Below are 25736 nucleotides of genomic sequence, written 5' to 3' on the forward strand. Positions count from 1 at the left end.
GACACGCGCAATATCACGAACTTCATTGACACAGCGTGATAATCGACAGCTCGTGACATCGTTCTAAGATTCATCCCATTCCGCGGGCTTCTGTGCCTCGTCATACTTTTATCCCTCGATAAAAAGATGCGCGAGACGCAGACATCTCATGAAAACCCCGCTCACCGTGCTTGTGTGCGCGCTGACACTGACGGCCTGCGCGGACCACGCCGCGCGCGCACGGCTCGGTATTGAAGACTCGACGCTGCTCAGATCCGGCATGGGCGCCTCGCAAGACGAGGCGGCCGGCGCCGTCAATCCTCAATGGATCAACGCCTACGCGCCCGTGGCCAACAGCGGCGCGGCGCTCGCGTCGTTGCAGGCGCGGCTGGATCGCTTGCCCGCAGAACAGAACGGCTACTTCCGTGCAAAGGCGCAATGCTGGGTCGACGCCGCGAAAGACGCACGGCAGGCCGGCGATCACTGGGGTTTCGTCGAGGAGGCAATCGGGCAGGCGGCCGTGATTGCAACCGGCCTCGAAAGCGGCGCGTCGCTTTCCGCTGCCAACCCCGCTCTGCGCACGGTTTCCGTGGTGCGCCCCGATCTGTGGAAGATCGTCAATACCATCAAGTTGGACCCGGCCATCACGTCCTGTCGCGAGGCGCAACTGCCGCTCGCGTGTGCCGAAGTCCAGCTCATGCAGGCCGGCCACGATGCGTGGCTGCGCAGCTTCGCCCATGCCGAAAAGCGGCTGTCAGACATTCAGGACAACTTGCGTAAGTCGGCTGAAAGCGCGTTGCAATGCAAACCGGCGGCCGCCGCGCCACAGTCGACCACGCCGCACGCCGTCACCTTGCGCGCCGACTCGTTATTCCGTTTCGACGGCGGCAACGACGCAGCCATGCTGCCCGCCGGCAGACGCGCGCTGGATGCAGTGGCGCGGCGCCTGACCACGGTCACCGCGCTGCGCGAAATCAGAATCACCGGCTACACCGACCGTCTTGGCGAGAACGCCCATAACCAGAGCCTGTCGCTCCAACGCGCGCAAACAGTGGCGCGCTATCTGCGCGCTCGCGGCGTCACATCGCCCATTGCCGTTCGCGGGCTCGCCAGTGCCAACCCCGTTGCGGAGTGCCGGCAAAGCCGACGCGATGAACTGGTGCAATGCCTCGCGCCCAATCGCCGCGTGGAGATCGAGCTTGTGGTCGCCGCCTCCTGACGCGCTGTTGCAGCGCCCAAGAGAACCCGCCGACCCTGCAAGCGCGGGCGCGTCTCGCTACCCGCATGTCGCCAGCCAGCCGCGAGAAGCGCACCCACGGTCTCAACCGGAAATGGAAGTTTTTCCAGGAGAAATGCAACACATGTCAACCATTCTGATTATCGACGACCACCCAGCGTTCCGGATGATTGTCAGATTGCAGCTGATGCAATTGCTTAGCGTCGAAGAAGTGGTCGAGGCGGGCAACGGCCAGACCGCAGTGGAGATGGCTCGCCAGTACAAGCCCGACCTTGCGATACTCGACCTCGACATTCCGCGGATTAGCGGGCTCGATGTCATTCCGCGTCTGAAGCTCGTGCATCCGCCGATTCGCGTGATGGTGCTGTCGGGGCACGACCCGGCTACGTTCGCGCCGCGCGCCATGCGTTCCGGCGTGCACGGTTTCGTCGGCAAATCGCAGGAAATGAAGGAAATCATGCGCGGCGTCGAGGCGGTGCTCGCGGGCTACACGGTGTTTCCCGTTGCACCCAACGGTGCAAGCATCGCGCCGGGCGTCACGCCCAACGGCGATGAAGGCCGCATCATGCTGCTCTCCGACAAGGAACTCGTCATTTTGCAGATGCTTTCGAAGGGCATGTCGAACAAGGCGATCGGCGACGCGCTATTCATCAGCAACAAAACGGTCAGCAGCCATAAAACGCGCATCATGCACAAGCTGGGCGTGAAATCACTGGTCGAATTGATCGATCTGGCGCGCCGTTGCCGGATTGCGTCGGCGTGACGGGCGGCGGGGTGCACGGCATGAAAGCAGCGACGTTCTGTCCCGATTCATACTTTGTCAACGCCCGGGCGCGGGACCTTGTCGGCGACGACGAGCGCGCCGTCAGACGCCTGCTCGAACTGATCGCCGAAACGAATCGCAGCACGCTCGTGTCGTTGCACCAAAGTTTCGAGGCGGGACGCTGGGGCGAACTGGCAAGCGCCGCACATCGAATGGCAGGCTCGGCCCGCATGCTTGGCCACGATGAGTTGATTGCGGTGTTGTCCGACCTGGAAGCGGCAGCGCGCACGCAGGACCGTGAGCGTGCAACGGCGCACATGCCGCTGATTGCCGAGGCGCTTGCCTGTCTCGGCAAATCGATAGAAGAAGCGTTGAAGGACAGCACTGGCGCCGGGCAATGACGGCGGTTGCTGGCTAGCGTTCTCAGTTCCCGACCCGCGAACCGACCGAGATGATGCGTCCATTGGCGCCGTCAGATGTTTCTGCTTCCAGCACGGATACTGACCCGGATGCCGTAGCCGTTGCCGTCGTCGTAGAAGACACAGCATCGCGGTACCACCTGTAGCGGGCCATGACCTTCGGCACGTAGCTCATGGTTTCAGCATACGGCGGAATCTGCCCGCCATATTTTTGGACGGCGCCCTCGCCGGCGTTATAGGCGGCCAGCGCGAGCGGCAGGTCGCCGAACTGGCGCAGCAGTTCTTTCAGATAGCGCGCCCCCGCGGCCACATTCTGATGCGCGTCGAAGAGATCGGACGCACCGTGCTTTGCGCCCGTGCCGGGCATCAACTGCATGAGGCCGGTTGCGCCTTTGGGCGATACCGCCTGCGGATTGCCGCCCGACTCGACGTCGATCACAGCCATTAAAAGCGCGCTGTCTATATCGGCCACGTGCGCCGCTTCGTTAATGGTCGGCCACAGCGCCATCACGCGCGTGGCGACCGACGCGGACGATTGCCGTGCCGCGTCGCTCAATGATCCACTGCCGGGCTGGATGACGACGGACTGTCGGCCGTCCATGTCGTCCGATACGGAGGCCGCGGTGTATTGTGCCGCGCGAACCGGCAGTGCGCGCGGCTCTGCTGCGCTCGCCATTCCTCCGATCATCATCACCACGCCTCGCGGCGGGCGTGCGTGTGTCGCGACGCCGCCGATGGCGTCGGCCGCACAGGCGCGCAGCGGCAGACATGCGCTGGACGCGGCCACAGCGGCCAGCAGTAGCAGACGGCGCATCAATCGCCCGTCGGATTCGGCGAGTCGTTGAGCGCCGATGCTCTCACCGGCGACTGCATGCGCACGACCGCTTCGGAATCCAGCGAGATCGGCCAGCGCCCCGTCTTGATGCCGTCCGCGAGCTTGACCTTGCAGAGCGCGTCGCCGTTCTTGGGAAAACCGTAGGGGTCGATGTCGGGCCTCGCCGGTTCGTGCGTCAGAATACCGCCCGTGCCGATAGGACCGATGACGTTGGCCGCGTAATAGATCACCTTGTTCACGAGCGGCACGTACATGTTGTAGCAGTAATGCACATGAATTTTCAGAATGTTCGCGTCCTGAATGTTCATTCCCGACGACGCCGTGGACGGGACCGACGCATCGCGATACATCAGCGAATCGTTCGGAATCTCGGTGTAGGTTGCCGCCTCGTCGGGGTAATAGCGCGGCTGCGCGTAGTCGTTGATCGCAGCTGGCGTAGGGTTGAGAACGGTGATGACGCTGAAATTGCTTGCGTCGGCCTGGGCGTTCGCGAGTGCCGCGGCGGCACCCTCGGCGCTCGCCTGCCGCGCATAAATGGGCGCCAGCCCGCGGGCGAGGCCGGAGCGCATCGCGTGCATGGAGCCATGGTTGACCGCGCCTTCGCGCGCGGCTTCGAGCACGGCCACGTCCAGTGTCGACTTCGCCTGATAGAGCAGCACCAACTGCAGCGTGCCGAAACAGACGAACAGCAATAACGGCGCGATGATGATGAATTCCACCATCGACTGCCCCGACTCTTTGTGTTTGCCCGCGCAGCGCGACGGCGATTTGTGTAGCCGGAATAACGGAAATTTCACGACGCCGCCTCGAACACCAGACAATCGCCAACCGCAAGCCCACGCGCGCGAGCTGCGCCGGCAGGCATTTCGAGCGTGTGGACCGCGCGCAGATCGAACAGCACACGGTGCTTGCGCACGTCATGATGAATTGCGACGACGCGTTCGCGCCGGTCCAGAAACAGCACGTCGATCTCAAAGCGCATGCCGAACGTGTGCACCGAGCCGCAGCGTTCAAGCAGGAGCGCCTCGCCGGCCGGCAGCGAGTCGCGGCCAAGCAGGCCCCGCATGCGCTCCCGCACGGTTTGCGTGATCGACACGCTGATGCCCGCGTCGCGCCCGTCGACCTTCAGGCAGGCGAATCTCATAGAAAACCCTCTTGCACGAACTTCATGGCGATCGGGAATCCCAGCACGATGAAGGTGATCGGAAAAATGAACACGAGCAGAGGAAACACCAGTTTCACCGGCGCTTCCATGGCCTGCTTTTCCGCGCGCTGGAATCGCTCGGAACGGCGCTGCTCGGACTGAAAGCGCAGCGACTTCGCGAGCCCGGCGCCCATCCGCTCGGCTTGCACAACGGCGCCGACAAAGTTCGTCACTTCCTTGATGCGCAGCCGGTCGTCCAGACGGCGAAGCGCCTCGGTGCGGTTCAGACCGGATTTCAGGTCGCGCAGCACATGTTCCAGTTCCCACCGGAACGGGCCGGCCGGCCCTTTTTCCACCGCCTTCTGAATGGCACCGTTGATGTTGAGGCCGGCTTCGACTGCAAGCGTCAGGAAGTCCAGGTAGATCGACAGATGCTTGAGGATCTGCGCGACGCGGCGGCGGCGGACGTCACGCGTCCAGATGCGCGGATAGAAGTAGCCCAGCAGCGCGGCGCCGATCAGCACCAGCACTGAGAAGACGCCGAGCGCCAGCATGGCCAGCAGCGCGAGCAGGGAAGCGAGGGCCGCCCCGATAATCGATAGCGCGATGAACTGATGGGCGTTCATCAAAAACGTCAACGACGTCAGGCGCAATTGCAGTTCGGTTTTCGCGACCAGCTTCTTGCTGAAGCGCGGGCCGAAATGGTGAGCCACGAAATTGACGAGCGGCCATAAGGGACGCAGCGACTTCGGCAGAGGATCGAGAAAGGTCCGGTCTTCCGGCGGCACGGCGCCCGCGAGACCGCGGATCGACATATAGCCGATGCCGGCAATCACGATAAGCCCGATACTGACGGCGAGAGCGATGATTAGCAACATGGTCAGACGTCGATATGGGTGATCTTCGAGATCGAGAAATAGCCGAGCAGCTCCATCACGCCGATCACTGCTAGCGTGGCCCAACCAACTGGCTTCGTGAACAGCGGCGCCATGGCCTTCGGCTCCATGAAGCGCAACACCAGCATCAGAAAGAGCGGCAGACAGGTCATCACAATTCCCTGCATGCGTCCCTGCGATGTCAGCGCTTTGATCTTGCCTTCCATCGTCAACTTTTCGCGCAACGTGCGGGCGACCGATTCGAGTGCTTCCGCGAGATTGCCGCCCACCTCGCGCGCGATGGTCACCGCTGCGGTCATCATCAGAAAGTCGGGAATAGGAATGCGCTTCTCGACGTTGCGCATGGCAATGTCGAGGTCGATACCGAGGCGGATTTCCCGCATCAACAGATCGAATTCCTGCGAGATGGGCGGCGGCGTTTCGTGCACCACGGCTTCCAGCGCGGTCGGGAAACTCGCGCCCGCGCGCAATGCGCCGGACATCATCAGGAGCGCGTCGGGCAGTTGCTTCTCGATGGCTTCAACGCGTTTCTTGTGCATGCGCTTGAAGTATTTGCGCGGCAACATCATTGCGATCGGAATGGAAGCCGCCGCAATGAGAAGGCTGCCGCTCAGCAGGAGGACGACAACCGGCAGTCCGACAATGACCAGCATGCTCCACGCTGCAGCCTTCTGCCGGTTCACGAACACGAAGGCGTCGGCGAGCGACGATTCGATCTCGCCGGCCATCTGCCGGGAACTCGCGCGCAACGTGGACGTGCCCATGCGCGAGACGAGGAAGATCAGAAAGAGGCTGCCGGCGAATGCCAACGCGAGAATGATGGAAAGGCTCATGGTCGACCTCTTATTCCGGCCGGGTGAAAATGTCGGTGTTCACGGGAATGCGCCGGCGAATCAGTTCCTGATAGAAATCCGGAACATACGCAGTGGGCACAAACTTGCCCTGAATCTTGCCCTGTTCGCTGAAACCTTCTTCCTTGAAGACGAACACGTCCTGCAGCGTAATCACGCCCGACTCCATGCCGCTCACTTCGGTGATATGCGTGACGCGGCGCGAGCCGCATGAGAAGCGCGATTGCTGCACGATGATGTCGACCGCCGAGCAGATTTGTTCGCGAATGGCGTGCACGGGCAGGTCCAGGCCGGCCATCAAGGTCATCACTTCGAGACGCGCGATGCAGTCGCGCGGCGTGTTCGCGTGAGCGGTGGTGAGCGAGCCGTCGTGACCGGTGTTCATGGCCTGCAGCATGTCCAGCGCTTCCCCGCCGCGGCATTCGCCGATCACAATGCGGTCCGGGCGCATCCGCAGGCAGTTTTTGACGAGGTCGCGGATATTGACCGCGCCCTTGCCTTCCATATTGGCCGGGCGCGCTTCGAGCGAGACCAGGTTGGGCTGCGAGAGTTGCAACTCGGCAGCATCTTCCACGGTGACGATGCGCTCGTCGTCGGGAATGTAGCTCGACAGCACGTTCAGCAGCGTGGTCTTGCCCGAGCCCGTGCCGCCGGAAATGATGATGTTGGCACCCTGCTTCACGGCGGTGTGCAGGAACTCGAGCATGTGCGGCGAGAGCGTGCCGTACCTGATCAGATCTTCGCCGACGAGTTTGCGCCGCGAGAACTTCCGGATCGTAATGCTCGGCCCCTTCAGCGCAAGCGGCGGGATCACCGCGTTCACACGCGAGCCGTCGGCGAGACGGGCGTCGACCATGGGCGAGCTTTCGTCGATGCGGCGGCCGATTGGCGCGACGATTCGTTCGATGGCGCCCAGCACCGCACGGTCGTCTGTGAAGATGACCGGCGAGCGCGTCAACTGCCCGTCTTGTTCGACGAAAATTTCGTTGTGGCAGTTGACCATGATTTCCGACACGCTCGGATCCGCAATCAGTTCCTCGAGCGGTCCCAGCCCGATGATTTCGTCGAACACGCTCTTTTTCAGCACGTCGAGCGGGATGTCGGGCGTGCGGAACATGGGATCGTGATTGAGGATGTCGTCGAGCGCGGCGCCGACCGTCTTGCGCAACTCGTCGTCCTCCATGCGCGCGACGTTCAGGCGCCGCAAGTCGAGCGCCGCAATCACTTTCATGTGGGCCTGCTTGCGCAATTCGATGCCGAGCGGCGTGTTGATCGGCGCAATCGCCGAAGGTTCGGCCGCCGTTTTGCCGGCCGACAAGGAAGCGGCGTGGATGCTCGATGCAGCCGCGACGGCTTGCGGATTGCGCGCCGCGGCTTCCTGTTCAGCCAGCGGGAGCGAGGCGTGCGCGGCGTGAGAAAGCGGCTGCGGATGTCGTGCAGGCGCGTGCGCGTTGCTTCCAGAAGGATGCGGCGTGTCGGTCCGCCATTGGGGTTCGGCGTCGCGCGCAATTGACGGCGACGCGACAGGCGCGGGCTCGGCGAATTGCGCGGAGGCCCCCGTGTGCGTCGACGGTGCCTGCGCAGCGGAGAGCGGCGACGCCGCCGGTTGCGCGCTGGCGGTGGCGCGAGCAATTCGCATCGTCGTCATACCGATTTCGATCTGGTCCGCTTCGGTCAGCGGGCCGTAGCGCGTGATCGGCGTGCCGTTGACGAGCGTTGCCGCAATACCGCCTTGGTCCTCGATGTAATACGCGTTGTGCTCGCGAACAATGCGCGCCTGCAGCTTCCCGATGAGAAGCCCTTTGACGCAGATGTCGCAACTCGCGTCCTTGCCGATCGTGCATCCGTGTTGGACTTGCAGCGCCCGCACGGGCGCATTGCGGGTATGTATCTGAAGATTGAGCATGGTAGTTCTCCGCGAGCGCGCTTAGTTGGGCGCGCTGCCAAGGACGCCGACTTGTTGCGGCGGCACTTTGCCGTTTGCCGCGGACGGCGATGCATCGCGTGGAGCGCTCGGCGCGGTCGGCGGCTCCTCGGCGGCGTTTAACATCCGCAGCGCTTCGGCGACGCCTTCGGGCGGCGTGCTTGCCGGCTGGGGTTGCAGTTGCGGCTGCGGCTGCGGTCGAGACTGCGCTTGAGGTTGTCGCTGAGATTGCGATGTCCGCAGTGCCGGCGCAGCCGGTGCCGCTTGGGACTCAACAACAACGGCAGGCGAAGGCAACTGCGCTGCTTGTGCCGCACCGTCTGCGCGAACGTCACCGCCATTGGGTGATTGCGCAGCTCTATCCGCAGGCGCAATCGGCGAGGTGCTGCGGATCGCCGCAGGCTGCAGGGCGGGCGTGGGCTGAATTGGCTGACGGGCCGCACTCGTGCGCGCCGCTTTTTCTTCGTCGGCGATAAGTGGCTCGGGGTTGCCGTACTGCTTCACATAGGCACGGTCGATGCCGTTGGCGCGTGTCAGAAGGTCCGCGTTTGGCGCGAGCTCCGGATCGGAAATGAGCGGTGTCACGAAAATGACGAGGTCGCTTTTCTTTGCGCGGAAACTGTCCGAGCGGAATAGCTGGCCAATGACGGGAATCTGGCCGAGGAACGGCATGCCGTCGCTGTCGTTGACGGAGTCCGCACTGATCAAGCCCGAAATAGCGAGCGTTTCGCCGGTGCGCATGGAAATATCCGAGCTCGTGCTTCGCGTGAGGAAGCCGGGCAGACCGCCGTAGCTCACGGTAGGATCGATCTGGCTGATCTCGGTGGTCAGATGCGCCGAGATGATGCCGTTCGCGTCGACAACCGGATTGATGCTCAGTTTGACGCCGTAGTCCTTGTACATGACGTTGGTCGTGCCGAGCGCGCCCGATTGTGGAATCGGCACTTGTCCGCCGGCCAGGAAGCTGGCCGTGCCGCCGCTCTTGGTATTCAGCTCGGGCGCGGCAAGAATGAACGCGTCGCCGTTATTCACCGCAAAATTGATTTGCGAGCTGATGTTCGACGCAATGCCGGCAAGGAAGTAGCTCGTACCTGCAGTGACTGCTTTCGCCGCGCCGCTCGCAACGCTTGCTGCGCCGCCTATCTGTGGGCCGCGGAAAGCGCTGTCCCAGGCAATGCCGAGCTTTCTCTGCGTATTGCGCGTCACTTCCATGATCTGCACCTTGAAGTGCACGGTTTTGCGGAGGGCCTCGCCTTCGTCGACGGTGGTGGTGTCGATCACGTTCTTCATGTCCTGCGTCGCCGATTTGATGACCGCGACCATGTCGCGGTGGACGACGCCCGACAGCACGATGTTCGAGCCGATGGCGTCGATCTGAAGTCCGGATACCGACTTGAGCACTGCGCGCAATTGCTGCAATGACGCGTTCACTTCGGCCTTCGCGATGCGCACGGTGGTTTGCAACGCGATGCCTTTCTCGTTCCACACCACGAGCGACGTCATGCCGTCCTGCTCGCCGAGCAGCATCAGGTTGCCGTCGACGACGTTCGCGGTAATCAGTTTGCCGTTCCCAATTGCGATGCGTTTGATGGTGCCGGGCAAGCGCAGAATGCGCACTTCGCCGCGGAACATTTCCAGCACGTGCGTGGTCGCCGACGCGTCGTCCGCTGCCGACGCGGAGGCGCTTTGGGCGAACGCGAGCGGCGCGGCTTCGCACAACAACACGCCGATCAGAACCGACGGCAATACCCGGCGGCGCAAGCGCGCCACATTGTTTTTAATTTTCATTTGCGATGAAACCTGTGCTCGGTGCTTTAGTTCTGCTGCGACGCGCTGGGTGCAACGGCCTTCTGCAGTTGTTGGGCGATGGCGTTGGCCTGCTCGTAGACGCTTGGCTGGCGTGGCGGCAAAACGCCTCCTGACGGAACAGCGGCAGGCGGCGCGTTGGCAGACGTGGATGTTTCACGCGAGGAATCCGCTTGCGTGCTCGGGACAATGTTGGCGTTTGCCGCCCCGCCACCGGTAATCACCTCGACAACCGGCGCGGTCTGGCTTTTGCCCCCGGAGGCGCTGACGTTCGCCGGATCGATGAAGACGTCTTTTTCCTCGACCAACGCGGGACCGCCAGTGGCCTTGTCGTCAGCATTGCGCAGAATGAGGCGCAGACCGCCGATCTTCTGTGCGAGCGCGATGCGGCCCACGTCTTCTGCCGGAACCTGCAGCGTCACGGTCGTGTAGCCCATGCCTTCCTGCCGGCTCATTGCGCTACTGTTGGCATTGGCTTGATCGTGTTCGGCTGCCTCGCCTGCGTCGCGCGGGCGCAGGTCCTGGCCGGTAGCGAGCACGAGCGCGTCCGCCATCATCAATTGCGCGACTCTTCTGTCGTCCGACGTGTGGTCCTGATGGAAGGCCTTGCCGATCCAGTAGACGTCGACCCGATTGCCCGGGCGCAACAGCAACGCGGTCGAGTTGACGGTGTCGATCTCCACGGTCACAGCGCGCTGCCCGGCGGGTAGCACATCGGAAAAGTCGCGGCCGCGCAGGGCGTCGATATCCGCGGCGCGCAAGGGCAGGCCGCGGCGCACCGGCTTGACGAGGTGCGACGCGCGGTACTGGTCGAAATTCTCCGGACGAACCATGTCGTCGTAGACAAGATCGCCTTGAATTTCACGCGATACGAAATCGCTGCTCGACAACGGCGTGCCGGCCGGCAGGTCGCGGGCGGGCACCACCACCGCAATGTCCGTGCGCACCTTGTTCGCGGCAATTTCCGCTTTCAGCTTGGTTTCGCGCTCGTTCAGATATTTGTAGAGCAGAAATGTCAGGCCGCCTGCGACGCACACGGCGACGAACAGCAGTACCCAGGAGTTCGATAAAAGCGAACGGATTTTGATTTTTTTAAGCATGACCAATCGACCGTTACCGGTCAGGGAAGCGAGAGGGTGAAGCTGTAGGCGCTGAAAAACGACTTGAACGCGGCAACGAGTGCCGCGAACGGCGACGCCGTGTCGCCGGTAGCCATGAGCAGGATGCCGATCAGAGCGGCCGTCACGACAAGGTATTCCGCGTAAGCCTGGCCGCACTGCCGGCCGAGGCTCGCGCGGAAATCAAAGCGTTGGTGCATCTCAACGATTCCTGGTTGCATTGATGACCGCGACGGTTCTCCCGTCGCGGTCTGAGAAACTGGCGTCCACACTGTCTTTCCCGCGTTGCATGACGAGCGCCTTGCCTTGCGGGGACTGGATGCCGACGGACACATAGTCCGGCTGGCGGCCGACATTCGCCCACCCCTGCAAGGCGAGTAGGTTGCGGTATCGCTGTGCGTTCCAGCGCGCCTCGCCGGGCACATCGATCAGCCACGTGCGACCGGTTTGAGCACCATCGCGGCTTTCGACGTCGGACAGCACTTTGCTTTCTTCGGGCAACGGGATTGCCGAGTCCGGAATCCGATGCTCCGCCCGGTTGCGGCCTAACACGGCCACGGTCATCAGGCCGCGAGTACGCGCGCCGTCCTGCTGCGGCGGCAGGCTCAGCAGGTAGAGACAATTGCCGTCGACAGCGCTTAGCATCAGACCGGACGCGGTGCTCCGGCCCTTCGCCGGAGCGTTTTCGGCGATCCAGAATTCGCGAAATGCCTTGGATACATCGTCGACCGTTCCGTCGAACTGCATGCCGACGAGCGATGTCGGCACGCCGTTCACGACCATGTCCCGTCCAATGGCTTCCACGCTTCGTGGTTTAACGGGCGTCTTGTCGCATGAGGTCGCCGCGTTTGCCGCGCCAGCGAAAAGCGCACAGGCGACGACAGCGCCGCCTGCAAAGTAAGCAGTGGGTTTCATTGGCTGAGGCGGTTGGGCGGAACGACGTCCTGCTGAATGCGGCCAAACTGCAGCGTTGAAATCTCCGGCGCATACTTTTGCATAGCCTGATAAGTGCCGGGCGGCACGAGCGTGACGTTGGCGGCCGGCACCGCCTGACTGAACAGTGCCTTATTGCTGCTCGAACCGTCCGGTACCCATGTGTTGGTCATGAGTACGTTCGTGTCTGAGAAGGTGAGGCCGCTGAATGCAGGTAACAGATAGTTCTTCGGCCACAGGCGCTTGAGCACGCTGCTGTTTTGCGCAATGGCCACACTGATCGCGCCCGATTGCAGCGTGCGCGTGGGCAGCGGGAGCCTCGCCGCGAAAGAGGAGCCCGTGGCCGTCGGCACCTGCCATGTGGAGAGAGCCGATTGCGGCTGGCTGCTCGCGGGGTCGTCGGTTGCACCGGTGCTGAGCTGGACGTCCGAAGCAGAAGCCAGTAAAGCGTTACCGCCGTAGTCACGCCACATGGCCGGTTGCGTGGCGGCCAGCGCACTCTGCTGGCGGTCTGTGCCCGCAATGGGCGCGCCGTCGCCAGCCATGATGCGCGCGAGCACCTCGCCTTTGATGTCCGCGTCGGTCTTGCCTGCGCCGAGCGCAGCGCTGCCGAATTGGCTGGACCAGCCTTCGGTGGTGGCTGCGTCGTCGGAGAGGTTCTTGAGCGGGTCATTGTCCGTCCAGACCGTGCGCTCCCATGCGGCATAGCGTGAGCCCATGAGCGTCCGGTTACGGACGTCGTTGAACTTGGCGAGCATGATGATCGCGAGCATCAGCACGCTCATGACCGAGATCATGGCGACGAGAAACTCGACCATCGCCTGGCCGGTTTGCGGCGTAATCCTCATTGGGGTGGGTTTCATTGGCTGCGCGTCTACTGTGGAGGCGGGATCTGGTTTGCCTGAGCGGCCGCCCGCTCGCTCGCGTCGACCGGAGCAAGCGCCGCTTGCCAGTACGGGCTGAACAGGCTCGGATATTCGGTTTGGTGGCCCGGCCGCGCCCATTGGTCGGCGTGCACGAGCCGGCCCATGAACGAAGTGCCGGAAGCGGTCTCGTCAGGGCGCACGAAGTAGGCGTTTGCGCTCGAGAGCGCGCGCATCGCACCGCCGGCTGCATTGTTGTCGACTCGCATGGGTCCCTCGGCCTGGAGGCCGACAGTTTTCACGAGCGTGTCGCTGCCGCGCGTGACTTCGATTGTGATGCGCGGCGCCTTTGTGGCGACGGGTTTGCCGATTACTTCCTGATAAGGCAGCAGGCCCCCGTTGACTGCGTCGAGCGAAGGTCCGGGCCCCTCGCGAAACTGTTCCGCCATGGCATCCGGCACCTGCCACCCGGGCGTCGCACTGCCCGTGTAACCGAAGTTGAAATACCCGCCGTAGCCCTGCCAGTCTTGCCAGGCAGCAAACGGCGGATGGGTCATGTAGCTCGTGATGTCGCCGTTGGCACTGCCACCGCGGCCCGCTTCGGACTCGATCGACCCGATGCAACTGATGCGAAGGTGCGCAGTGCTCGCGTCGATGGACTGCCAGCCGCTTTTGTCGCTGCGTAGCTGCGTGCCGCCGTCGTGCGTCACGTTGATGGTGAAGGAACTACCCGACCCGCAGATCTTGTTGGCGCTGTCGTTCAATTGCTGGAAGTTCGGCGCGACGCTGCGGACGGAGTCGCGGTTCTTCACAAAGCGGTCGAGCGTGGTGCCGTTCGTAACCACGTCGGCGAAGTCGTCCTGCCCGAGCGTGCCCGCAGGTGTGAGGGTTGCCGTGTAGGAGTTCCATGCCGCCAGCTGCGCGGCATTGCGTGCGCTGGTGAAGTACCCGGCGGTGACGTGGGTGTCGGGCTGATTCAATTGCGCAATGGCGTCGGCCGTGTCGGGCACCGCGGCGAACACGGCGGCGTGATAGTTGGCCTGTGCGTCGCTCAGTGCGCGATTAAGCGAACCGATATTGCGGGCGACGGTGGACAGCAGCGCGTCCAGTGTGGCGCGCACTGGAGCGATGTCGGCCTTGCCGATCTGCTTGGGCGTAGTCCATTGAGCCGGATGGTCCGCGAGTGCATTGACCGTATTGTCGAGATCCGACGGCGAGTATGTCGCGTCGAGTTCGTCGATCCATGATTTCAATGCAACGACCTGCGCGGCGGTGACCTGATTGGCGACCGTTGCGCGGTTGGTATAGGCAGAAAAGTTGTAGTCACGCGCCTGCAGCACGGCGGCGCTGTACGCCGCGGCGTCTGCAGTGTTCTGCAATTTGATCCTGGCGCTCGTCATCTGGAACGAGTTGAACGCCACATATAGGCCGATGCAGCCGACCAGCAGAAAAATCAGCGCAGGGACCAGCGCCTGCCCGCTAGCGCCGGCGACCCTGGCCCTGCCCTCGCGGGCAGAGCGTTTCATGATGGATATTGCTAACCTGAGGCGATTAGTTGCCGACGTTGTTAGCGTCGTTATACGTACCCATGTTCTTTGTCTTGTTGGCGTTGGTCGTCGCCGTGTTGGCGTTGGTCTGCGCCGTCGAGATATTGCTCTGGGCGTTCTGGCCGGACATTTCGACGGCGAGGCCGGCCGTCTGGTTGCGCAGCGTCTGACCGAACAGCGAATACACGCCGATTGCCGACACGGCAATCAAAGCAACGATGATGATGTATTCCGTCATGCCCTGACCGAGTTGCTTATCTTTGTGGCGAATTTGTGCGATTTTCATGATTTCTCTTAAAGAGGATTAAAGTTCCCAGACACGGCTGTGCAAGCTGTGTTGTCCTAGATGTGAAAATAAAACTAGGAATGTTCTTGCCTGATAAGTATCAGCAACGGTGTCGCGCAAAAGTATAAGAATCTCTGCGGGCGTTGGAGTGGTGAAATTTCTTATTTTCGGCATTGCAATGCCTCTATTGCGTGTCGTTTATTCAAGTCGGTGTATCTGTGTCATTTTGTTAAGTAGCGCGAGCCAGTCGTTGCTCCAGACAGGCACGATGGCGCGCTGTCGCTCAGCCGCGCAGTACGGCGTGGCCATCGGACGTGCGACTCGTTAATCAGCGCGCGCCATGTCGATACTGACAAATGCACCCGCTGAATGGACTGCGATTTAACCAGCATATATGCGGAAATTTCCCACGAGTTTTTCCTGCTTTCCGATTTTTAGAGATAAATCCCCCGGTTAGATTCGCGATGCGTGAAAACTTTGGATCGAGCTTTAAACGTGCCGGTCGGTTTTTTGTGCGGGGAGCGTGTGCGCACGGTTTCTCAAATCGAACTGCAAGCGGGGCTTGCCCTTTATTTAGGGAATTTATGAATAAGTCGTATATCAGCGTCTGGAATGACGTATCCGGAACATGGGTGGCTGCGCCCGAGACTGCGAAGGCGCGTGGTCGTGCGACAGCTTCGTCTTCCACTATTTCGTCGGACGCCGGCGGACAGAGCCGTCCGGCAACTGCGTTGAAGGCCGCGTTCATGCCCATTGCCATGGCGATCGGCGCGATGGGTATGTCGATGGTGCCGGGCACTGCGGCGGCGCAGGCTGTGACGGGCAATGGCGGTCTGGAACTTTGCCCCGGCCAACTCGGAATGGACGCGATGGGCTCTTCGTGGGGGCCGGTATCGAGCGCGGTTCAGAGCATGCGCTGCAACGGCGACAGGGGCATGTCGTTTTCGTTGAACAACGGGGCAACGGACAACGGCGCGAACGGCTATACCGACGGCGCGATCACCGCGCGCGTGGCTGGCTACGCGGATGGCCATCTTGAACTCGCGGCGCTGAGCGGTATTTACATGCTCAATACTGTGAACATGGCCGGAAACAAGATCACCCAACTGGGAGCCGGCGACGTTTCACAGTCCAGCTCCGACGCCGTGAATGGTGCGCAGCTTTACCAGTACACGCGCTACTTCCAGGCAAACTCGCCTTCGTCTGACCCGGCAAGCAACGCGCGTGCAACGGGAGCAAGTTCAGTCGCATCGGGGCCATACTCGTTGGCAGCCGGTTCCAACTCGAGCGCATACGGCGCGAACGCCGTGGCACTGGGAACCAACTCCGTTGCGTTGGGCGCGGGCTCCGTTGCCAGCCGCAGCGATGCGGTGTCGGTCGGCTATCTCTCCTCGGACGGCAAATCGCAGTACACGCGGCAGATCACCAACGTCACGGCGGGCGCTGCGGGTACGGACGCGGTCAACGTGGACCAGTTGAATGCTGCGATCGCAAGCGTCAACGGCGGCGGCGGTGGCGGTCCGACGCCGAATGCCGTCACGTACGACAGCTCGTTGTCGAACTTGATTACGCTGAAGGGTTCGAGCGGCACCAAGATCACCAACCTGACCGCGGGTGACGCGAGCTCGAAGTGGAGCACGGATGCGGTCAATGGCGGGCAACTGTATCAGACAAACCAGGACGTCGCGAACGTCGCCAGCAACGTGGCTAACGTCGCGGGCAATCTCGCCAATGTGACGAATGTGGTCAACAACTTCGTCAACAACGGTATTGCCGGCAACCCGCTCATCGTCACGTACGATTCGTCGGCCAGGGACATCGTGACGCTCGGCGGCACGACGCATACGTCGGCGGTCAAGCTGACGAACGTCGCGGCCGGCGACATTTCGTCGGCCAATAGCACTGACGCGGTCAACGGGGCCCAACTCTATGCGACAAATCAGACGCTGAACTCTCTCGGGAACAACCTGAGCGGCGCGATCACCAATATCTACAACAACGGGGTCAAGTACTTCCACACGAAGTCCACGCTGGGCGACGGATCCGCGGACGGCACCGACTCCGTGGCGATCGGTGGTCTGGCCATCGCATCGGCGAACAACTCAGTGGCGTTGGGTTCGAACTCGGTGGCTGATCGCGCGAATGCGGTGTCGGTCGGCTCTTCAACCGCGCAGCGGCAGATCATCAATGTCGCGGCAGGCAGCCAGGACAACGATGCTGTCAACCTCGGTCAGATGAACGCCGCGATTCAAGCGGTCGCAGGCGGTGGTTCACCGGACGCGGTGGTGTACGACTCGTCGACGCATACTAATCTCACGCTGGGCGGGAAAGTCGCGACGTCGGCGGTTGGACTGACGAACGTGGCGGCTGGCGCAGTCACATCGGGCAGTAGTGATGCCATAAATGGCTCGCAGCTGTACAACGCCGCCAACAGCGTTGCTAACGCGCTCGGTGGTGGCTCGAGCGTCAGCTCCAACGGTTCGGTGACGAACCCGTCTTACGTCGTGCAAGGCACTACGTACAACGACGTTGGCTCGGCGATTAGCGGCCTTAGTACCAACGTTGAGAATTCGTCGAAGTATGTCAAGGTTGTGTCGGCGGCTTCTTCGTCGATTGCGACGGGCTCCGAAGCAGTGGCGATCGGTGGCGCTGCATACTCGAGCGGAGCCGGCGCTGTTGCTATCGGTTCCGGCGCGCGTTCTCAGTTCGCCAACTCTGTTGCTCTCGGTGCCAACTCGCGCGTCACCGTCGCGAACACGGTTTCGATTGGCGACGTCGGCTCTGAGCGGCGCATCATGAACGTGGCGAATGGGGTCGCAAACACAGACGCAGTTACAGTCAGCCAGCTGAGCGCAGTGCAGGCGGCACTGAGCCAACAGATCGTCAAGTCGAGCGGTGTTAAGTCTATGCTCCTTGGTGCTTCCACTCTGGGTGCAACTCCGGTCACGGCATACATCGCTGTCAGCTCAAACGTTACACCCGGCACCAGCACGAGCACTGACAACTCCACGGATGCAATGGCGATCGGTCCGACCGCAACCGCGTTAGGTACGGGCTCGCTTGCCGTGGGGGCGGGTTCCGGCACTGCGCTATCTGGGTCTACCGCTGTCGGTACAGGAGCAGCAGCTCTTGCACTCGAAGCGACTGTGATCGGCGCGGGCGCCAATACCAGCAACGCGGCGACCAATGCGGTCGCGATTGGCTACAACGCAGCGGCGCAGGGCGCAAACGCGCTGTCCTTAGGGTCCACAAGCATGGCAAACGCTTCGAATGCTGTCGCCATGGGGGGGAGCGCGGTCGTCACGACAGCCGGAACCAATTCGATGGCTCTAGGCGCGAACGCAACCGTCAGCCAGGCCAATTCCGTGGCCATCGGTACCAATGCCACCGCCAGTGCGAGCAATTCGGTCGCGTTGGGCAGCAACTCCATTGCGGATCGGGCCGACACGGTTTCCGTTGGCAGCGTCTCCACACAGCGTCAAGTCGTGAACGTGGGAGCGGGTACTCAAGGTACCGATGCCGTCAACGTTAACCAGTTGACCGGTGTGACCAACATGATTGGCGGCGGCGCTGGGGTGAATGCAGACGGCACCATTAAGAAGCCGTCATTCACTATCGGTGGGCAGACCTATTCGGATGTGGGTTCGGCTATTGCAGCCGCGGTGGGTAGCGGCTCGGCAAACGCCGTCCAGTACGACACATCGGCGCACAACAAGGTGACGCTGGGCGGGCTGGTTGGCACCCCGGCGCCGGTCACCTTGACGAATGTCGCCAACGGTGTCGCGAGCAGCGATGCAGTGAACGTTGCGCAGTTGCAGGCCATGGGCGGCACGTTCAACAGCAGTGGTGGTGTGACCAACGCCTTTGTCGCGTATGACGATACGACAAAGAGTAAGGTAACGTTTGGGGGCAGCGGCGCGACCAAGGCCGTAACGCTGACCAACGTCGCGAATGGCGTCGCGAGCAGCGATGCGGTGAACGTTGCGCAGTTGCAGGCTATGGGGGGCACTTTCAATAGCAGCGGCGCAGTAACGAATGCATTCGTTGCATATGACGACACGACGAAGGGCTCAATCACGCTGAAGGGTACGAGCGGCACGACCATCACCAATTTGAAGGCGGGCGTGCTCTCGGCCACAAGCACGGACGCCGTTAATGGTAACCAGCTGTACCAAACTAACGCGAACGTTGCGAACCTGGCGGGTAACCTGACGAATGTGACCAACACGGTCAACAACATCGTCAATGGTGGCGGCATCAAATATTTCCACACGAACTCGACGCTTGCGGACTCGTCGGCGAGCGGTGCGAATGCCGTGGCGATCGGCGGCGCAGCGAGCGCGTCAGCAAGCAACTCCGTCGCACTCGGTTCGAATTCGGTGGCCACCCGCGCTAACGCCGTGTCGGTGGGCGCTGTGGGTTCAGAACGTCAACTGATCAATGTGGCCAACGGTACGAACGGCACCGATGCAGTGAATGTCCAGCAACTGCAGGCTATGGGCGGCATGATCAACAGCAGTGGCGTGGTGACTAACGCCTTTGTTGCCTACGATGACACGACCAAAGCCAAGGTAACCTTTGGCGGCACCGGCGCGACAAAGGCAGTAACGTTGACCAACCTGGCCAACGGCATAGCAAGCAGCGACGCCGTGAACGTTGCGCAGTTGCAGGCGATGGGCGGTACGTTCAACAGCAGCGGCGGCGTGACGAACGCATTTGTCGCGTACGACGATACGACAAAGAGCAAAGTCACCTTGGGGGGCAGCGGCTCGACCAAGGCAGTGACGCTGACCAACGTCGCGAACGGCGTAGCAAGCAGCGACGCCGTGAACGTTGCGCAGTTGCAGGCTATGGGCGGTACGTTCAACAGCAGCGGCGGCGTGACGAACGCATTTGTCGCGTACGACGATACGACAAAGAGCAAAGTCACCTTGGGGGGCAGCGGCTCGACCAAGGCAGTGACGCTGACCAACGTCGCGAACGGCATAGCAAGCAGCGACGCCGTGAACGTTGCACAATTGCAGGCGATGGGCGGTACGTTCAACAGCAGCGGCGTGGCGACCAACGCTTTCGTTGCGTATGACGATACGACCAAGGGCTCCATCACGCTTAAGGGCGCGAGCGGTTCGACAAAAATCACAAACTTGAAAGCAGGCGCGCTGTCCAGCACGAGCCTCGACGCAGTCAACGGTAGCCAGTTGTACGCCATGGCGAGCGGAGTTGCGAACGCGCTGGGCGGTGGTTCAACGGTCAGTCCGACCGGCGCGATCTCCACTCCGACCTATCAGCTGTCCGGTGGCACATATTCGGACGTCGGTTCCGCACTTAGTGGTATCGACGGTGAGGTCAGCTCTATCAACAACACCATCGCTGATACGACGAAGTACATCAAAGTCGTGTCCGCGTCGAGCGCGGCAATTGCGTCCGGTGGGGAAGCAGTGGCAATCGGCGGCGGGGCATATTCCAGCGGATCCAATGCCGTTGCTATCGGCTCGGGCGCACGCTCGCAGTTTGCAAACTCAGTGGCGCTTGGCTCCAACTCGCGGGTCACGACGGCAAATACGATTTCTGTCGGCGACGTGGGTTCCGAGCGCCGCATCATGAACGTGGCGAACGGCGTGAGTAGCACTGACGCTGTTACTCTCGCCCAGTTGAACGCACTGAAGGCATCTCTCACGCCGCCAGTGCAATCCAGCGGCGTGAAGTCACTCCTTCTGGGCGCGGCGGTGCCGGTCACCAACTATATCGCTGTCAGTACCAATGTCACGCCGGGCCTCCCTGCGACTTCGACGGACAACACTGAGAATGCCATGGCCATCGGGCCGGGTGCTATGGCACAAGGTGCTGGGTCAGTTGTCATTGGCGCTGGCTCAGGCTCGTTCCGTGCCGGCTCAACTGCGGTCGGCTCCTATGCGGTTGCGTCGGCGCTCAATGCAACGGTCATTGGTGATGGCGCTACGACCAACAACAACGCCGACAACGCGGTGGCGATTGGCTACATGGCCGCGGCGCAAGGTGCTGACTCGTTGGCGCTTGGCTCTAATAGCATCACGAACGCTGTAAATTCTGTCACGCTGGGCAGCAATGCGAACGTAGCCACGACCGGTACAAACTCGATGGCTCTCGGCACAGGTGCCTCTGCTTCTGCGGCTAACGCGGTCGCGATTGGCTACAACTCGGTCGCGGATCGTGCCGATGCCGTTTCCGTCGGCAGCAGCTCGAAACAGAACCAGATCGTCAACGTTGCCGCCGGTACGCAGAACACCGACGCGGTCAACCTCGGCCAGATGAACGCAGCTATCAACGCGATCGCTGGCGGCGGTGCGCCGAACGCGGTGGTCTATGACACGTCCGCGCATACGTCCGTGACGCTCGGTACAGGTGGCGCACCGGTCAAAGTGTCCAACGTCGCAGACGGTGTCGCTAACAACGACGCGGTCAACGTCGAGCAACTGAAGGCGATGGGCGCAAGCATCGGCTCAAGCGGCAATGTGACGAACGCCTTCGTTGCATACGACGACACTAACCGGACCAAGGTCACGCTCGGTCTTCCGGGTTCGACCACGCCGGTCATTCTGGCGAATGTCGGCGCGGGCCAGGTGAGCTCGACCAGCACGCAGGCCATCAACGGTTCGCAACTGTACGGTGCAATGGCCAGCACGGCGGCGGCGCTGGGCGGCGGCTCGTCCGTCACGGCAAACGGTGCGATCACGAAACCGAGCTACACGTTGAACGGCGCAACTTACACGGACGTCGGCGCCGCACTCGTCGCGGCTGCGTCGGGCGGCGGTGGCGGCAGCTCGCCGAATGCCGTGCTGTATGACACGTCGGCACACACGTCCGTTACCCTCGGCACCGCTGGCGCGCCGGTGAGAATGTCGAACGTCGCTGACGGCGCCGCCAACAACGACGCGGTCAACGTTGAGCAACTGCGGGCAATGGGCGCAAGCATCGGCTCAAGCGGCAATGTGACGAACGCGTTCGTTGCGTATGACGATGCCACCAAGACCAAGGTCACGTTTGGTATCTCCGGCTCTGCCACGCCGGTGATTCTGTCGAACGTCGGATCCGGCCAGGTGGCATCGAGCAGCACCGAAGCAATCAACGGTTCGCAGCTCTACACCGCGATGAACAGTGCGGCGGCGGCATTGGGTGGCGGCTCGTCCGTCACGGCTAACGGCGCCATCACCAAGCCCGCGTATGTCATCAACGGCGGTACGTACAACGGCGTGGCGGCAGCGATCAGTGCGCTGGATGCGGAGGCTCGCGGCGGTAGCACGGACGCAGTCATCTATGACACGTCGGTACACGACAAAGTGACCTTGGGCGGCTCTAACGCGGCATCCCCGGTGACGATCGCGAACGTCGCCGACGCAACGAGCGACAACGAGGCCGTGAACCTGAAGCAGTTGAAGGCGGCTGGCCTGAACGTCGACCCGTCGGGCAATGTGACGAACTCGTTCGTGGCATATGACAACGCGTCCAAGGATACGGTCACCTTCAACGCAGGCGGAACGCCGACCCAGTTGAAGAACGTGGCTGCCGGCACGGAAGGAACCGATGCCGTCAACGTCGACCAGATGAAGACGTACGTCGCGCAGCACGGCGGCGACGGCACCGCAAACGGCGTGGCCTACGACGACTCATCGAAGACTCAAGTGACGTTGGGCGGCACGGGCTCGACCACGCCGGTCACGTTGACTAACGTGGCCGACGGCAAGAACGCCTCCGACGCAGTCAGCTACGGGCAGTTCTCCGCCCTGGAAAACACGGTGAAGAACATCTCGGACACGGGCGGTTCGACCTATGTCACCGTTAATAACCCGGGAACGGGCGGTACTGCGGCAGTCGCTTCGGGCACCGATTCGATCGCGATTGGTAATGGCGCGGTTGCGTCGGGTGCTGAGTCGATCGCAATCGGCAAGAACACCAAGACGACGGGTGATAAGTCGGTCGCCATGGGTTCCGGCGCTTCGGCTTCGAACGTGAACTCCGTTGCGCTGGGTGCGAACTCGACGACGGATCGCGACAACACGGTATCGGTCGGCTCCGTCGGCGCGGAACGTCAGATCACCAATGTCGCGGCGGGCACGAGCGCGACCGACGCAGTCAACCTGGGTCAGTTGAACAATGCCATGGGTAGCATGAGCAATACGATCAACAACGTTGATCGTAGCGCTGCCAAGGGTATTGCTGCGGCGTCTGCGCTGAACATCGTCACGCCGTATCTGCCGGGCCGTACTACGATCAACGCGGGTGTCGCGAACTACCGCGGCTATCAGGCGGTTGGTCTGGGCGTGTCGCGGTGGAACGAGAAGGGCACGATCAACTACAACCTTGGCGTGTCCAGCTCCGGCGGCAATAGCACCATCGTTCGCGCTGGTATCGGCATCGTTCTCGGCAACTAAGGGAAAGGCCGGCAGGCCTCCAATAGAAGTTTGAGACGTTAGCTGTCGGGGTCGCACGGGAAGCTTCCGTGCGACCCCTCTTTCCATGAGAAAACACACATGAAGTATTCCTTGATTGCCATCGCGCTTGCCGCGATGCTCGCCGGCTGTTCGTCGCCTGCGACGCGCGACCGGCTGCAGATTCAGGACCCCACGGTCCTGCAGAACGGCTTCAGCGCCACTCAAAGCCAGGCCGCGGGCGCCGTGACGCCGCAGTGGATCGACACCTATGGCGGCATCAAACGCGGTGCATTGCTCGATACCATCCAGGGCCGCCTGCAAGCCCTCGGCGAGCGCAAGAACAACTACTTCGGCGAAAAGGCGCAGTGTTGGCTGAACGCCGCCAGCGCCGAGCGTTACAGCCGCGATAACTGGGGCTTTGTGGAGGAAGCGCTGGTTCAGGCCAACCGCCTGACCACGGCACTCGAAACTGGACAGGGCCTGTCCGTCGACAATCCGGAACTGCGTACAGCTTCAGTGATTCGTCCCGACCTGTGGAAGCAGATTCTGGAAGCCAAGACGTCTCCTCTCTTCCCGCAATGCCAGGAAGCACAGCGTTTGACGGCGTGCTCCGAAGTCGAAATGATTCACGCGGGCCACGAGGCATGGACGCGAAACTTCAACGAAAGCCAACGTCTCGTGGACGCGGTGGAGAAAGGTTTGCCAGGCATAGGCACAGCGCTCGGAGCGTGCACGCCGCCCGTGGCCGTAAAGGCGGTTCCGGAGATCCCCCCGAAAATGACGCTTCAAGCCGACGCCACTTTCAAGTTCGACCGCTCGGACCTGGGCGGCATGCTTCCCGCCGGCAAGGCCAAGCTGGACCAACTTGTTCGCGACCTGAAGCAGGTGGACGACGTGACCGGCATTCGAATTGAAGGCTACACGGACCGTCTGGGTAGCGAGAGCTACAACCGGCAACTGTCGACGAGGCGCGCAGAGACGGTCAAGCGCTATCTGCAAAACGGCGGCGTCAGTACACCGATAGCAGCGCGCGGCCGGGGCAAGGACAATCCAGTGGTGCAATGTAACGACCGGAACCGCCAGGCTCTGATCGATTGTCTCGCACCGAACCGTCGGGTCGAGCTGGAATTTGCGCGCGGCGACGCGCATCGACCTGCTCAGCAGAAGCCGGAGCAGTGGCAGAGCGAGCAAACGCAGTGACGGCCGCGTGACTGTTGGGGGAGCGCTAGCAGACGGGCGCCCCTTCAACAGTTCACGTCATCAATTCTTCGCTGCGCCCCGACACCGCCATCGGCAATCGCGGGCTCGAGGGCGGGCATTCCAGTAGGTCGCGCGTAATCGGGATAAGTCGCCAACACAGCGCAAATCCCGGTGCAAATTCGCTTCAAGCTATCCGTCAAGAGAATGCGAAATGTCCCCACGCAATTGCGGACGAATCTATTCGTCTTGCGGCAGAGCTACCGCCCCAACGTTGTTAACATAAACGGCAATCCCCGTTGGGCTGTTTCTGTTTCGTTTTGCGCCCCTTGATTAATAAGAAAACAAATGGAGCTGTAAATGAAGAGAATCGCAATCATTGACGATCACCCAATCATGAGAGGGACGATAGCCAACGTATTGCGCGCCGACCCTGAACTGGACCTGGTAGGTGAATGCGGCGACGGCGAAGAGGGTCTGCAAATGGTTTTGAGGGAAAAGCCGGATCTGGTCATCATCGACCTTGACTTGCCGCGGCTCGATGGCTTGTCCATGATCCGCCGTATTCGCGAGGAAAACTTAAAGATCTGCATTCTTGTACTTTCCGCGAAGCCCGAAGACGTCATGGCCGGATATACACGCACCGCCGGTGCGAACGGCTATGTGGGCAAAGGGCGCAACATGAGCGAGCTCATTACGGCGCTCAAGACCATCCTCTTCGGCTACGACTGTTTTCCCGCGGATGCGACCGGATCTGTGCCCGAAAACGCCTTCAGTTCACTGTCGGCGCGTGAGGTGGAAGTATTGCAACATCTCGCGCGCGGCGCGAGTAATCGCGATATCGCCAGTCGCCTGTATCTGAGCGACAAGACCGTGAGTACCTACAAGAGCCGTATTCAGGAAAAGCTCGGGGTGTCGTCGCTCGCAGCATTAATTGAGTTCGCTGCGTTACACAGGCTGATCGACTAGTCCGAGGCTATGAGCGAGACGGCATTGTACGACGGTGAACACTGCGACCGCCCGCAGCGTGCACGCGGCGCTCGTGAGGCGCATGGCGTGCCGCTTGGGCAGCTCGTCATGCACGCTGTCAGGCAGCGCATGCAAGCGGCTCGCGAAAAACCAAAGCCGTCTGATTCATACAAAGGCGGCCAACATCTGGACAAAAAGCCGTGAACCGATCTTCGGAGCCGTTCGATCGTCGTTACCTACACGCTCTCGTTGAAGAAGGGCTAAACCTGAGCGCATTCCTTGACGGCTGGTGTCAAGCGATGTGCGATGACCTCAACCGTCTCCGCGAATTGCAACGCGAAGGTGACTTCGCGCCCGTTCCTCGGTTATTGCACCGACTGAGCGGGGCCCTCGGCCTCGTTGGCGCGCACAGTTTGATGGAGGCATTGCGGCAGGGGCAAGCAGCAGCATCCGGGCAGGACGGCGCATCGATTGATCTGCTTGCGGAGCGAATTCAAACGTTGATCGGACAACTGCAGGCCGTGGGTGACGAACATGGAGCGGCCTGCCATGACTAGGCCC

General features: G+C 61.8%; 20 protein-coding genes. 7 read left to right on the forward strand and 13 right to left on the reverse strand.

The features are described from left to right. The first annotated feature begins 148 nt into the window (after positions 1-148). The 3 genes from HV711_RS04510 (at position 149) to HV711_RS04520 (ending at position 2380) form a co-directional block, all read left to right on the forward strand. Positions 149-1198 carry an OmpA family protein gene (locus HV711_RS04510; protein ID WP_035484553.1) on the forward strand — a complete coding sequence of 350 codons (1050 nt, stop codon included), beginning with the start codon at positions 149-151 and terminating at the stop codon, positions 1196-1198. Positions 1199-1340: 142 nt separating this feature from the next. Further along, on the forward strand, positions 1341-1979 hold the full coding sequence (locus HV711_RS04515; RefSeq protein ID WP_035484657.1) for a response regulator transcription factor: 639 nt from the start codon (positions 1341-1343) through the stop codon (positions 1977-1979). Between the two features lie 20 nt (positions 1980-1999). Further along, entirely contained in the window at positions 2000-2380 is a 381-nt protein-coding gene (locus tag HV711_RS04520; RefSeq protein ID WP_244142650.1) for an Hpt domain-containing protein, read from the forward strand. Positions 2381-2402: 22 nt separating this feature from the next. On the opposite strand, the gene HV711_RS04525 is transcribed toward HV711_RS04520, so the two are convergent. From HV711_RS04525 to HV711_RS04585, 13 genes are all read right to left on the reverse strand, one after another. Next, positions 2403-3212, reverse strand: coding sequence for a lytic transglycosylase domain-containing protein (locus HV711_RS04525; RefSeq protein ID WP_035484552.1), 810 nt, complete (start codon positions 3210-3212; stop codon positions 2403-2405). After that, positions 3212-3955, reverse strand: coding sequence for a TadE family protein (locus HV711_RS04530; protein ID WP_425195018.1), 744 nt, complete (start codon positions 3953-3955; stop codon positions 3212-3214). Before HV711_RS04530 ends, HV711_RS04525 begins: the two co-directional genes overlap by 1 nt. Positions 3956-4026: 71 nt before the next feature. Further along, a complete protein-coding gene (locus tag HV711_RS04535) occupies positions 4027-4377 on the reverse strand; it encodes a DUF192 domain-containing protein (protein ID WP_028361701.1) in 351 nt (116 codons plus the stop codon). Then, the gene (locus HV711_RS04540) at positions 4374-5255 is read right to left on the reverse strand and encodes a type II secretion system F family protein (protein ID WP_035484550.1); all 882 of its coding nucleotides are present in this window, start codon (positions 5253-5255) and stop codon (positions 4374-4376) included. Before HV711_RS04540 ends, HV711_RS04535 begins: the two co-directional genes overlap by 4 nt. 2 nt (positions 5256-5257) lie before the next feature. Next, on the reverse strand, positions 5258-6106 hold the full coding sequence (locus HV711_RS04545) for a type II secretion system F family protein (protein ID WP_013591349.1): 849 nt from the start codon (positions 6104-6106) through the stop codon (positions 5258-5260). A 10-nt stretch (positions 6107-6116) separates the two neighbouring features. Next, positions 6117-8030, reverse strand: coding sequence for a TadA family conjugal transfer-associated ATPase (locus HV711_RS04550; protein WP_035484548.1), 1914 nt, complete (start codon positions 8028-8030; stop codon positions 6117-6119). Positions 8031-8051: 21 nt separating this feature from the next. Continuing rightward, on the reverse strand, positions 8052-9836 hold the full coding sequence (locus tag HV711_RS04555) for a type II and III secretion system protein family protein (protein ID WP_035484547.1): 1785 nt from the start codon (positions 9834-9836) through the stop codon (positions 8052-8054). A gap of 26 nt (positions 9837-9862) precedes the next feature. Further along, entirely contained in the window at positions 9863-10954 is a 1092-nt protein-coding gene (gene cpaB, locus HV711_RS04560) for a Flp pilus assembly protein CpaB (protein ID WP_028361705.1), read from the reverse strand. Positions 10955-10974: 20 nt separating this feature from the next. Continuing rightward, on the reverse strand, positions 10975-11172 hold the full coding sequence (locus HV711_RS04565; RefSeq protein WP_028361706.1) for a hypothetical protein: 198 nt from the start codon (positions 11170-11172) through the stop codon (positions 10975-10977). Position 11173: 1 nt separating this feature from the next. Continuing rightward, positions 11174-11887 carry a hypothetical protein gene (locus HV711_RS04570; protein ID WP_035484546.1) on the reverse strand — a complete coding sequence of 238 codons (714 nt, stop codon included), beginning with the start codon at positions 11885-11887 and terminating at the stop codon, positions 11174-11176. Then, complete coding sequence (locus tag HV711_RS04575; RefSeq protein ID WP_035484545.1) at positions 11884-12768, reverse strand: hypothetical protein; 885 nt, start codon at positions 12766-12768, stop codon at positions 11884-11886. Before HV711_RS04575 ends, HV711_RS04570 begins: the two co-directional genes overlap by 4 nt. 11 nt (positions 12769-12779) lie before the next feature. Beyond that, positions 12780-14294 (reverse strand): pilus assembly protein TadG-related protein, encoded by a 1515-nt coding sequence (locus HV711_RS04580; RefSeq protein WP_035484544.1) that lies wholly within the window; start codon positions 14292-14294, stop codon positions 12780-12782. 25 nt (positions 14295-14319) lie between these two features. After that, positions 14320-14601: a Flp family type IVb pilin gene (locus tag HV711_RS04585; protein ID WP_013591357.1), complete on the reverse strand. Its 282-nt coding sequence runs from the start codon at positions 14599-14601 to the stop codon at positions 14320-14322. 584 nt (positions 14602-15185) lie between these two features. Here HV711_RS04585 and HV711_RS04590 point away from each other — a divergent pair. From HV711_RS04590 to HV711_RS04605, 4 genes are all read left to right on the forward strand, one after another. After that, positions 15186-23009: a YadA-like family protein gene (locus tag HV711_RS04590; RefSeq protein ID WP_051224704.1), complete on the forward strand. Its 7824-nt coding sequence runs from the start codon at positions 15186-15188 to the stop codon at positions 23007-23009. A 99-nt stretch (positions 23010-23108) separates the two neighbouring features. Further along, entirely contained in the window at positions 23109-24209 is a 1101-nt protein-coding gene (locus HV711_RS04595) for an OmpA family protein (protein WP_035484543.1), read from the forward strand. A 357-nt stretch (positions 24210-24566) separates the two neighbouring features. Further along, complete coding sequence (locus tag HV711_RS04600) at positions 24567-25175, forward strand: response regulator transcription factor (RefSeq protein ID WP_028363020.1); 609 nt, start codon at positions 24567-24569, stop codon at positions 25173-25175. 200 nt (positions 25176-25375) lie between these two features. Further along, positions 25376-25732, forward strand: coding sequence for an Hpt domain-containing protein (locus HV711_RS04605; protein WP_156946662.1), 357 nt, complete (start codon positions 25376-25378; stop codon positions 25730-25732). Positions 25733-25736: the final 4 nt, after the last annotated feature.

Source organism: Paraburkholderia phenoliruptrix (genome assembly GCF_902859825.1).
Lineage (GTDB): Bacteria > Pseudomonadota > Gammaproteobacteria > Burkholderiales > Burkholderiaceae > Paraburkholderia > Paraburkholderia phenoliruptrix.

Coding starts and splice junctions, on each gene's coding strand:
- cpaB (WP_028361705.1), bottom strand. CDS start 10,954: ATGCTTAAAAAAATCAAAATCCGTTCGCTTTTATCGAACTCCTGGGTA.
- HV711_RS04580 (WP_035484544.1), bottom strand. CDS start 14,294: ATGAAACGCTCTGCCCGCGAGGGCAGGGCCAGGGTCGCCGGCGCTAGC.
- HV711_RS04545 (WP_013591349.1), bottom strand. CDS start 6,106: ATGAGCCTTTCCATCATTCTCGCGTTGGCATTCGCCGGCAGCCTCTTT.
- HV711_RS04540 (WP_035484550.1), bottom strand. CDS start 5,255: ATGTTGCTAATCATCGCTCTCGCCGTCAGTATCGGGCTTATCGTGATT.
- HV711_RS04585 (WP_013591357.1), bottom strand. CDS start 14,601: ATGAAAATCGCACAAATTCGCCACAAAGATAAGCAACTCGGTCAGGGC.
- HV711_RS04550 (WP_035484548.1), bottom strand. CDS start 8,030: ATGCTCAATCTTCAGATACATACCCGCAATGCGCCCGTGCGGGCGCTG.
- HV711_RS04595 (WP_035484543.1), top strand. CDS start 23,109: ATGAAGTATTCCTTGATTGCCATCGCGCTTGCCGCGATGCTCGCCGGC.
- HV711_RS04575 (WP_035484545.1), bottom strand. CDS start 12,768: ATGAAACCCACCCCAATGAGGATTACGCCGCAAACCGGCCAGGCGATG.
- HV711_RS04600 (WP_028363020.1), top strand. CDS start 24,567: ATGAAGAGAATCGCAATCATTGACGATCACCCAATCATGAGAGGGACG.
- HV711_RS04510 (WP_035484553.1), top strand. CDS start 149: ATGAAAACCCCGCTCACCGTGCTTGTGTGCGCGCTGACACTGACGGCC.
- HV711_RS04555 (WP_035484547.1), bottom strand. CDS start 9,836: ATGAAAATTAAAAACAATGTGGCGCGCTTGCGCCGCCGGGTATTGCCG.
- HV711_RS04565 (WP_028361706.1), bottom strand. CDS start 11,172: ATGCACCAACGCTTTGATTTCCGCGCGAGCCTCGGCCGGCAGTGCGGC.
- HV711_RS04520 (WP_244142650.1), top strand. CDS start 2,000: ATGAAAGCAGCGACGTTCTGTCCCGATTCATACTTTGTCAACGCCCGG.
- HV711_RS04535 (WP_028361701.1), bottom strand. CDS start 4,377: ATGAGATTCGCCTGCCTGAAGGTCGACGGGCGCGACGCGGGCATCAGC.
- HV711_RS04590 (WP_051224704.1), top strand. CDS start 15,186: ATGAATAAGTCGTATATCAGCGTCTGGAATGACGTATCCGGAACATGG.
- HV711_RS04570 (WP_035484546.1), bottom strand. CDS start 11,887: ATGAAACCCACTGCTTACTTTGCAGGCGGCGCTGTCGTCGCCTGTGCG.
- HV711_RS04530 (WP_425195018.1), bottom strand. CDS start 3,955: ATGGTGGAATTCATCATCATCGCGCCGTTATTGCTGTTCGTCTGTTTC.
- HV711_RS04525 (WP_035484552.1), bottom strand. CDS start 3,212: ATGCGCCGTCTGCTACTGCTGGCCGCTGTGGCCGCGTCCAGCGCATGT.
- HV711_RS04515 (WP_035484657.1), top strand. CDS start 1,341: ATGTCAACCATTCTGATTATCGACGACCACCCAGCGTTCCGGATGATT.